At 39.6% G+C, this 10,663-nt stretch carries 8 protein-coding genes and 1 pseudogene; 2 read left to right on the plus strand and 7 right to left on the minus strand.

Annotation, left to right across the window (positions count from 1 at the left end):
- Nucleotides 1–21: 21 nt before the first annotated feature.
- The 4 genes from ACH0QE_RS06120 to ACH0QE_RS06135 form a co-directional block, all read right to left on the minus strand.
- Nucleotides 22–1,380, minus strand: a complete 1,359-nt coding sequence (locus ACH0QE_RS06120; protein ID WP_415799808.1) for an IS1182 family transposase — start codon at nucleotides 1,378–1,380, stop codon at nucleotides 22–24.
- Between the two features lie 313 nt (nucleotides 1,381–1,693).
- Nucleotides 1,694–2,020, minus strand: coding sequence for a four-helix bundle copper-binding protein (locus tag ACH0QE_RS06125; protein WP_415782276.1), 327 nt, complete (start codon nucleotides 2,018–2,020; stop codon nucleotides 1,694–1,696).
- A gap of 175 nt (nucleotides 2,021–2,195) precedes the next feature.
- Nucleotides 2,196–2,756 carry a ferric reductase-like transmembrane domain-containing protein gene (locus tag ACH0QE_RS06130; protein ID WP_415799809.1) on the minus strand — a complete coding sequence of 187 codons (561 nt, stop codon included), beginning with the start codon at nucleotides 2,754–2,756 and terminating at the stop codon, nucleotides 2,196–2,198.
- A gap of 719 nt (nucleotides 2,757–3,475) precedes the next feature.
- Nucleotides 3,476–3,718 carry a hypothetical protein gene (locus ACH0QE_RS06135; protein WP_415782278.1) on the minus strand — a complete coding sequence of 81 codons (243 nt, stop codon included), beginning with the start codon at nucleotides 3,716–3,718 and terminating at the stop codon, nucleotides 3,476–3,478.
- Nucleotides 3,719–4,073: 355 nt separating this feature from the next.
- Here ACH0QE_RS06135 and ACH0QE_RS06140 point away from each other — a divergent pair.
- Together ACH0QE_RS06140 and ACH0QE_RS06145 are read left to right on the plus strand one after the other, a co-directional pair.
- A pseudogene (locus ACH0QE_RS06140) lies at nucleotides 4,074–4,755 on the plus strand (DUF4372 domain-containing protein).
- 184 nt (nucleotides 4,756–4,939) lie between these two features.
- Entirely contained in the window at nucleotides 4,940–6,556 is a 1,617-nt protein-coding gene (locus tag ACH0QE_RS06145; protein ID WP_415799810.1) for a multicopper oxidase family protein, read from the plus strand.
- Nucleotides 6,557–7,052: 496 nt separating this feature from the next.
- On the opposite strand, the gene ACH0QE_RS06150 is transcribed toward ACH0QE_RS06145, so the two are convergent.
- From ACH0QE_RS06150 to ACH0QE_RS06160, 3 genes are all read right to left on the minus strand, one after another.
- The gene (locus ACH0QE_RS06150; protein ID WP_415799811.1) at nucleotides 7,053–8,051 is read right to left on the minus strand and encodes a cytochrome D1 domain-containing protein; all 999 of its coding nucleotides are present in this window, start codon (nucleotides 8,049–8,051) and stop codon (nucleotides 7,053–7,055) included.
- Complete coding sequence (locus ACH0QE_RS06155; protein WP_415799812.1) at nucleotides 8,048–8,584, minus strand: hypothetical protein; 537 nt, start codon at nucleotides 8,582–8,584, stop codon at nucleotides 8,048–8,050. The genes ACH0QE_RS06150 and ACH0QE_RS06155 overlap by 4 nt, the downstream gene beginning before the upstream one ends.
- Nucleotides 8,585–8,920: 336 nt before the next feature.
- The gene (locus ACH0QE_RS06160; protein ID WP_415799814.1) at nucleotides 8,921–10,033 is read right to left on the minus strand and encodes a YncE family protein; all 1,113 of its coding nucleotides are present in this window, start codon (nucleotides 10,031–10,033) and stop codon (nucleotides 8,921–8,923) included.
- Between the last annotated feature and the right edge of the window lie 630 nt (nucleotides 10,034–10,663).

Genomic DNA, 10,663 nt, shown 5'->3' on the forward strand with positions numbered 1-10,663 from the left:
TAGACTCTCTTAGCTTTAATTCTAGGCCATTACTGGACTTCTCCATGTCCAGTTGGCCATCTTCTTCAAGTTCAAGGCAGCGAAAGTAAGCATCGCCTGCATCGACAATTTTTTAAGTCCCCTCAGGGTTGTCCAACGCATGCCATGCTTTTCTTTTGCATCTGCGAATACACGCTCAATGGTTTCCTTGCGCTTCGCATAGATTTGTTTTACTTCTGGTTTGTGCCTCAAGTGGTCTGCCTCTTCCACATATTCTTGCCAGATATGGCGCGTTACCACCTTTTGGTGGTCTTTGCTTTCTGTACATTGCGCTAAAAACGGGCAGGTGGCACAGATGTGTTTGGGGGATTTATATTCACGATACCCCTCTTTTGTGGTGGTCGAATACTTCAGGACCTCACCGGCAGGACACAAGTAACAGTCGTAAAATTCGTCATACACATAGTCATATTTGCGGAAAAAGCCGTCCTTCGTCCGTGGTCGGGTATAAGGCAAAGCAGGCGTCATTTCGTTTTCCATTAGAAACTTTGTAATAGCTGGAGTTTTATAGGCTGCGTCGGCCGCAACGGCTTCAGGTTTTCCAACTTTCTCTATCACTTGTTCTACCAGTGGCTCAAGGATCAGGCTGTCATGCGTGTTACCAGGTGTCACAATGGTACCCAGGACAAATCCGTTACGGTCTGATGCCGCATGAAAGGAATAGGCAAACTGCTTTGTCCGTTCGTCCTTAACGTAGTATCCACTTTCAGGTTCGGTCGTGCTTTCCTTGATTTCCTTCGTTTCTTCCTTATCGAACTTGTCAGGTGGAAAAGGTTTCTTCCCGTGGTCTTCCCGATCCAGATTGATCTCTTCCTGGAGTTTCTCTTGATACGCCCGCGTTTCCTTACGCACCACTTTCTTCTCGAATTTACGCTTATTCGCACTTGCTTTTACATGGGTTGAATCGATAAAGACATGTTCTGCACTGATGAGTTTCTTTTCAGATGCAGTCTTGAGGATTCGATAGAAGATCTGTTCAAACAAGTCGGTATCTTTAAAACGGCGTTCATAATTCTTCCCGAAGGTGGAGAAGTGGGGCACTTTATCATGGAATCCATAACCCAAAAACCAGCGGTAGGCCATGTTCGTTTCTACTTCGGCAATGGTCTGGCGCATGGAACCGATGCCGAATGTATATTGAATGAATGAGAGTTTAATTAGAATAACAGGATCAATGCTTGGGCGTCCTACTTCCGAATACACATCTTTCACCAAGTCATAAATGAAAGAAAAATCTAGGGCAGCTTCCATCTTACGGACTAAATGTTCCTGAGGAACCAGTTGGTCTAAAGCAACCATTTCTAATTGATCTCGTTGGATTGGATTATTTTTCGAAAGCATCTTTATCACCTCGAGCGTTATATATATCTATTTTAAAATAGACTTATGGTTAGTTCCACGTTAAGTTTGGAAGTCCTGTTGATTGGAGTGGAAGGCGCGTAGACTCCTGCGGGATCAGACGGACAGGTGAGACCCTGCAGGCGCCAACGGCGACGAGGAGGCTCACCGCCGGCCCCGCGGAAAGCGAAGCGCCTGGAACGGAAATCAACAGCCCCATTCCAGCACCAACCAAAAAAAGACTGTAAACAAACACGATTTTCATCGAGTTTGTCTACAGTCTGAAACAGACACCAAGTGTCTGTTTTTGAGGTTACTATACCATTTGACGGCATGCTTCTGCACATTTAAAGCAAGCCTCTGCACATTTTTGACAGTGTTCATGTGAATGCTTCTTGCATTCGTTTCCGCAAGCTTCGCAAATATCTGCACATAACAGGCAAATCTGTTTTACGAAAGGACTGTTCGATTGCATAGATTTGGCAGCGAAAGCACAAATGTCGGCGCATTCACGATCCATTCTTATACAATCTGCCATCATTTTTAAGTCTTCTTCACGGAAACAAGCATCATAGCATACATTGCAAGCCTCCATACATTCAAGGCAAGCTTGAATACACTGTTCATAAGTTTGGTTATACATAGAATCACCCTTTCTGTTTTTTCCTTTCATTTGATAGGATACCCATGCATTAAGTAAATAAACTGCATATAAAATGCATATCTTTTAAGATGTTCACAGTAACACACTGATATATTAAATGAAACTGAAAATACAATCACAAGGCATATTTTTCTAACTAAAAAAAATAAGAACTCTATTCTATTTTCCTTCTATTTTTGCTTTGGTAGACGCTTCGAATAAAAACAGCCCATTGCAGCACGAAAATAACTGTTACGGTTACTAAAAAAGGCTTTTGTACCCAATTATAATTGCCTAATCTAAAAAAGAAGAGAAAATATGCAGTGTGCAGCACTCCTAAAATATAAAGTGTCCCACTTTTCTTTTGGAGGTAGTCCCAACTCCTTCTTCCTAATACTTTTATTGAATAATTATTGGATATTAAAGCAAGCAGAAATAAGTAAGCTAATCCCACACCACCAACTAGGTTAGCGAGGGTGAAACCAGGATCAAACGAAAGCTGGCCAGTTTCTTGGTTCACCCCAATGATCAGCCTGATCGGTTCCCAGTAAAACCACCCCTGGAATAGTACATATACATGTAGTAAAGCCATGATAAAACACCAAATCCCTAACTCCCTTCTCCATGATAAAAAGCGAATAAATAGGTTATTTAATCTACTTAATGGACCAATCATAATGGTAATGAAGAGAAGAAGAAGAGATACATCGGCATAAGCTCTATTCCAAGCATGCATAGAACTCCATTCAGATCGACTACTTAAGAATAGGTAGACAAGAATACTGCTTGTCAATCCAACAACCAGGTGCCTCATAAATAAGTTCATAAAAATTATTCCTTTCTAAATTAACAGTCCTACATAATGATTTAAATTGAATGAGATGTGCAAGAAAATCTTAGAAAAAACGCCTTTTTTCTTTAACCTTAAATTTCAGACAAGCATATACACACTCTGGTACGAGCACAAAACAAAAGAAAATTAAAAAGCCAATTTATAGAGCAGGGCTTTTGACTTCTAATAAAAATTCCTTTCCGAAAAATTTGTTTTTCTTAAACACATAATTACTTTCAACTCTAAATCAGCTTTATCTAAATAATATACTCGATAAGCCTACCACTCCCACAATCATGGACCAAATCAAAAATAATTTGGCGCTGGATATCATCTCGTTTTCGCTCTTTTTTTCCTATTAGAACAGCATGAAATTAGACATTACTCCATTATAGATTAATTCCGTTTGCTCGGACTTAAAATAGCTATATAAACAATGCCATCCTGGACAAACGCTTCAAAAATATCCAGTGGCCTTGGAGGTGGTCCTCCAATATTCACACCAAATTCGTCATATTCTCCTCCTTTACAAGGACATTAAAACGCTATTCCTTCTTCTTTCATCCCCTGCTCTCCATTCCCAGCGATACATCCCAGATGTGTACATACAGGTGACATAATTATTAAAGAGTCCTCATTTTTTTGTTTTTATTGACGTATACAAAGCCTTCCATCTTCTGTTCAACCCACGCATCTTGTACGGTTGTTTTATAAGGTACTTTATTAGGGAATTCACCCTTTTCCAATTCACTGATAGGCCCAAGGCTGGCCATTGAACTTTTATCTACCCTTGTCTTATTGTTGCATGCTGTTAACCCAAGCGGAAGAATTGAAATGGCCATTACTCCTGCAGTCCCTTTGAGCATTTAGCTATAAATGTTCTCCTATTCAAACTATTCATATTCGCCACCTCCTTTTTAGGACCAATCTTAACATTACTTATTGCAGAAATTTCTAATAATTGATTACTAAAAAAATACCTTTCAAAATTTTCTTGGTAAGTCTTGCACTAATGACCTTTTCAAAAAAAAGAAATGAGTTTTTCATCCATAATTTCTGCATTTATTTGTATTATGATTTCCACTAGTGTTGCACGAATTTAATTTCAATATTAAAAAGACTCAAAATCTTCATTAATCTTATTTTGCGCAAAGAAAAAGTCCTTTATAATGGATAAGTCAGGTGGTAACCCGTCCAAATCCACTAAAAAAGGACTCACGCATAGACAAGATTACACGAAAAACTTCATTTGGACAATGGTTTTCTCCAATAAATCTTAAAATTTTTGAAGAACAAGTGAAAACCATGAAATTAGACTACTATACGAAAAAGTTAAAGACGGAGTCATTCCTGAAATTATTGCTTTTTTCCCAGCTGCAGGAGGTCGAAAGAAATGGCCTAAATCCAGATTTGTTCCAGATTCTTTTCCTTGATCTGGTGGGGAAGATTCACGCCAAGACTCACTACACAAAAATGGTGATGCCCCTGAAAATCATTGATTCGAGCACAATACCGCTTAATCTAACGAATCACAGATGGGCGAAATTCCGTAAAACAAAAGCAGGTGTAAAATTGCATCTGCGCCTGGTTTTCATGGAAAAAGGAACTTCCTATCCTGAAAAGGCAGTGATGACAACCGCCAATGAGCACGACCGTGGCCAGCTTGAAGTCATGGTCGACGAAAAGGAATCACCTGAACATCAAAAAGTTTTATGGTCAGAGCGAGTGGGCAATCCAAAACCAGGTGTTCATCGCATTAATCGTGTATAGCCTGCATGTACTCGCACAAATCGAGACGGACAGTAAGCGAAAAACCCTGCAAATCAGCCGGTATTTAAGAGCTGCATTGTGGAAACCGGCTCATATCTGGATGCGAAAAATAGAAGGAAAAGCAATTCCTTAAAAAAATAACGTCGCTGTTACCATAGTCTAGTTGTAAAATAATTTCCAAATGGATGGAGCCACCTTTGATAGGGCATTTACCTTTTTGGCTCTAAGTAAGGAAGATTATTAAACTGAAAATTCCGACATTATTTATGCAACACTAGTGTATGATTTCCTTAAAAAATTTCTGGAGGTATACAGCTGTGAAATTAAAGTTACTTTCAATTTTCATTTTACCCACCCTTTTTATTGCTGCCTGTTCCAGTAGCAGTATGAGTGAAATGGATCATAAAAACATGGAAGAAGAACCTAGCTCTGAAGTAAAAGAAAATATAGAAGGTCTACAAACAGCAAACGTTACTGAAACACTTACTGGCAATAAAATAAATATTGTTGCCAAAGAAGCCAAGCACCAGCTAAATGAGGATGTTAGCGTAAAAGCACTTACTTTCAATGGCTCTGTACCCGGCTCCCAAATTCGGGTAAAGCAAGGAGAGAAATTAAAAATCAATCTTAAAAATGAACTGAATGAACCAATCTCTATACACTGGCATGGAATTACAGTGCCAAATGAAATGGATGGCATCCCTGGTGTGACACAAAATGCAGTCCAGCCAGGTGAAAGCTTCACATATGAATTTATCCCTGAAGATCCAGGGACGTATATGTACCATACCCATCAAAATGCTGTTGAACAAATGGATAAAGGGCTTTACGGTTCATTTATTGTAGAACCAAATGATAAGTCTTATGATCGTGATTATACCCTTATGCTTGACGAGTGGATGAGCAACCCTGCAGAAGGTAAGTCCAGAATGGAAGGAATGGACCACGGTAATATGGATTCAGACGAGGACAGTGATAAAGAAACTGATTCTGGTGGCATGGATCACGGCGATATGGGGTCAAATGAGAATGAAAGCATGGATGGAATGGAAGAAATGGGCCATGATATGAGTGCTTACGATATCTTTACGATAAATGGCAAAAGCGGTAACAGCATTGAACCATTAAAGGTCAAAGAAGGAGAAAAGGTCAGAATTCGTCTTGTCAATGTAGGGTATATGTCTCATAAAATTCACCTGCATGGCCATGACTTTAAAGTCGCAGCAATTGACGGACAAGAACTAAATAAACCAAAAGAATTGAAGGATCAATTAATCTCAATAGCACCTGGTGAGAGATATGACATTGAGTTTACGGCAAACAACCCTGGAGAATGGTTCATAGAGTGCCACGGAGATATGGAAGGTTCAAGTGGAATGAATACAAAAATTCAATATGAAAACTCTACTGATTCAGCTGACAAATCTAACAAGTCCGAGGATTTACCTGAATTTTCCTTTATGAATTATGGCGGCTCTGAAAAGGGTGAATTTTCACTGGATCAAAAATATGATATTGAATATAAAATGGATTTAAACACAACGATGGATGGCAACGAAATGGCATATACGATTAACGGCAAAACTTTCCCAGAAACTGATAGTATAAATGTCGAGGAAGGCGATCTTGTTAAAGTAACACTGACCAACAATTCTATGATGGATGACCATCCTATGCACTTGCATGGTCACTTCTTCCAGGTTCTTAGCAAAAATGGAAAACCTGTAGAAGGTGCTCCAATCATGAAAGATACGATTAATTTAAAACCTGGTGATAAATATGTCGTTGCATTTAAAGCAGACAATCCTGGTAACTGGCTATTCCATTGTCACGATTTGCATCATGCCACTGCAGGAATGGTGAATATGGTTAAATATGATGGGTTTAAAGTAAACTTCACTCCAGATCCTGATGCAAATAATAAACCTGAATAATAACCTCTTCCGTTAAAGCATTAAAATGTAGAATAAGAAACTGATTTCAAAGAGGAAGCCTACCTGGCTTCCTTTTTTTACTTTCAGTCCCTTCTTCAATCGGTATATATAGCCTTTCACCAATGTGTTTTTCCGATTTCCTCCCTAGTTGGAACCTAACTAGATTTAGTCCTCGCAACTTCTTCTAAACTTACCGGAGTTGTTGATATTGGCCTCTTTCTTTACGGAAGACTGAAGTTTTCAAGCCACTTTCCGGCAGTCGAGGTCAAATTGCGTTGGCTATCAGGCTAGCACTTTAATAGCATAACCCCTACAACAGAAACTGAGCTGAATGCAGTAGTTGTTCGGGCGACGAAGGGATTTAAAATCCCCTTTATCTTGGCAGGGATGATATAAAAGCTGTAGTCTAAAGAGGTTTTGGTTTATTTCTGCGTAGTTGCCCTTGACAGAATAAATAAAGGATTCAACTCTAGCTAAATTCTTTATGTTTTTTCTATTACTTTGCAATTGCAAAGCTGATTTCATGCGGAGTCTTACCAAGATTTATTTTTGAAAGAATTTTCATTGTATTAGTATCTACCACCGTTAAATCATTAGAATCCTTGTTAGTCACATAGAGTTTATCTGTTCCTGGCACTAATGAGACATGATTTGCGGTTTTCCCAGTCAGTACTTTCCCCTTAAGTTCATTAGAATCCAAATCAACTTTAATGAGATCATTTGATATCCGGTTGGATGCAAACAGAAACTTACCATCAGCCGACAGAGCTAAACCGTGTGTCCCTTCTCCTGATTTTATTGTTTCTATTTCTTTCCTGTTTATTAAGTCAATAACAGATACAGTACCATCTGTAACATTAGCTACGTAAAGAAACTTATCATCAGTTGAAGGCTCAACCTCATTAGGGATGGTACCCACTGGGATTGTAGCGATGATCTTAAATGTTTCTGTGCTAATCAATGTAATGTCATTTGAAAGGATATTCGCGACATAAGCCAGGCTTCCATCTCGACTAAAATCGATATGCGACGGGCTTTTGGATATAGTAGGGATTTCTGCGACCACTTTATGGCTGTTCGTTGTTACAACAGTTATATAGTTGAATTCTTTTCCTTCCTTAAAGTCCCCGCTCGCCAGGTACAAGTACTTCCCATCCGGAGTCATATCAATGCCATGAAGGTTTTTGCCTGTGTCAATTCTCTTTACTATTTCCCCTGTTTTAGAATCAATAACCAATAGCTCTCCGCGACTATAATTCCCAGCATAAATCCATTTGCCATCTTTACTAGCCTCGATCCCGTCAGACAGCACATTGTCTACTTTAAGTGTTCTCAGGATCTTATCTTTTTTAGTATCAATAACAGAAATAGTCCCTTCATCGACATTAGGAATATAGGCAACCATTGTGTCACTATTCTTTATTCCTATCATGTAAATAACGGAGAGCAGCAGTAATATAGCTGCCCCCGACACCATCAACCGATTCTTATTCACTGTTCTCCCTCCTTGTCGGACTGGTAAATATCATCGTTTGTCCAGCTAAACGTTCTCACTGGTATATTATCTATTTGCTCCAATTTAAGGCTAACCTCTTTGAAGTCGACAGTCACTAGTCCATCCCAAGTTAATACTCCGCTCATATGATGAGAATCCTCTGATGATGTTTTCCATATGAATTCTTGGCTTTCTTCCCTTTCATCAAAAACAATCTTGGAGGCTTTAGTGATATTGTATTTTGATAGATCGACAGAGTGCGTATTCAACACCAACTCAAACACCAGTTGGTTGGTATTGCTTTTCTCCGGAATAATCGTGGCTTTTACAGCAACAGCTCCTTGGGTATCCGTTTTTGTAAGGCTGTCATCTTTTTGATTTAATCCAGCCACCTCTTTTTTTCCCTTCACCTGTTCAGCCATGGTAGACGTGACTGACTGTGCATTTTTGTCAAAGTCTAAAATCAAATAAACGGATCCTCCAAATAACACAACTATTGCTGCCACAAGCACGATTCTTTTATACTTGTTCATTCTTCTTCCTCAATTGACCTACTGGAATTTCCTACATCTCATGAATCCTTGTTTATAATTCATTTAATGCCACCCAATCACCTCTGCGTTTGTGAATTTCATATTAGGCAATTCCTCAAACAAATGCTTCAATCATCTCCCTGATTATTTTACTTGCATCTTCGGTCAGTATTACTTGGTTCATGGTATACAAAGCTTCCTTTACGATAGAGAACCCTTTTTCATTATGATTGTATAAATCAAATGTGTAGAAACAATCGAGTTTATGTGACGAATAATTGTATTCAGTAATGCAAGAAGCCGCCCCTCAAAGATTTGAGGCGCGGCATCCATCCATTACTTCATGATGGTGATTCCATTTGGGACTTCTCCAACCTTAATCGTTTGTTTTACTTCTTTCGTTATAAGGTCTATTATGCTTACCGTATTTTCGAACATATTGGTTACATACGCAGTATTACTGTCCTCACTCAACACCACACCATGTGCTCCTTTGCCGGTTTCAATCGTAGATATAGCTGCTTTTGATTTTAAATCAACAATCGTTATACTATTAGAAGGGTTACTCTCTGTTCCCTGATTGGCGACATAGGCAAATTCATTATTCGAAGCAAGGTATACCTGAGCCGGGCCCATGCCAACTCCTACCTTCTCTATATTTCCACTTTCCAGATCAACAATTGCCAGAGCATTTTCAGCATTCAGCGTCGCTACCAATGTCTTCCCATCAGTGCTTATACCTGTTGTGACCGGAGCAGCACCTACCTGTATTTTCCGATCTTCTTTCATCGTCTCGAGATTAATTACACTGACTGAATCTTCGCCCATGTTCGCTATATAAGCATACTTGCTGTCGCTTGATATCCTGAAACCATGCGGGCCTTCCCCTGTGCCCATTGTATTGAGCACAGTGTAGTCTTCAGTATCAATAACTGAAACACTATTATCCTCATTGTTTGTGACAAGGGCGTATTTTCCATCCTCTGTATACACAATATGGGCTGGGTGGCTGCCGACTTCTACTTCTTTCAGAAACTCATCCGTTTCGGTATCGTAAAAAAGTGCAGAACCGTTCATTTCCATTTCATGTCCTCCATCATCATGCTCGTCACCTCCGTGAGCCCCCATGCTCGGGACGATCGTAGCAGCAACTGTCTTTCCATCGGGTGACACTTGAATATTATGGACAACCCCATCTGCTTGAATCGTTTTAACAACCTCATTGTTCACAGCATTTACCTTACTGATTGTTCCGCCTTCATTGGCTGTAAAATAAAACTTGTCTTGCTGAGCTTTTTTTGATGCTTGTTGAGAATTTTCTTCAACTTGCTGCTTTTCCTTGGCAGTCGCCTCTGTAACATCTTTGGCAGAGTCGGTGCCACACCCGGCAAGAAAGATACCTGCTGCGATCACTAAACTTACTCCTCTTAAATAAGATCTTCGCTTCATCTGAATTCCTCCTTAATGTGATTACACCGATAGCATAACCGGGTTTTCCTATCGGAAATGTGATACACATCACAAAAAGAAAAATATCAGAATCTAATCTTACAATTCTTTTAAATTCATACATAATGCAATTTTTCAATCTAAAATAAATGATTTAAATGTTTATGGACACAGAATTCTTCTGTTTTCGTTTATATAAACATTTTTAATTTGTAGTCCTATAAAAAAGCGGCACCCGATTAGGGGGCCACCCAGACTGTAGACAAACTCGATGAAAATCGTGTTTGTTTACAGTCTTTTTTTGGATGGCGCTGGAATGGGGCTGTTGATTTCCGTTCCAGGAGCTTCGCTTTCCGCGGGGCCGGCGGTGAGCCTCCTCGTCGCCGTTGGCGCCTGCGGGGTCTCACCTGTCCGTCTGATCCCGCAGGAGTCTACGCGCCTTCCACTCCAATCAACAGGATTCCTCAACTTAGTGTGGAACTAACCATAAGTCTCTTTTAAAATAGATATATATAACGCTTGAGGTGATAAATATGCTGTCGAAAAATAATCCAATCCAACGAGATCAATTAGAAATGGTTGCTTTAGACCAACTGGTTCCTCAGGAACATTTAGTCCGCAAGATGGAAG

Origin of the sequence: Mesobacillus sp. (genome assembly GCF_047739415.1) — a bacterium.
Lineage (GTDB): Bacteria > Bacillota > Bacilli > Bacillales > Cytobacillaceae > Mesobacillus.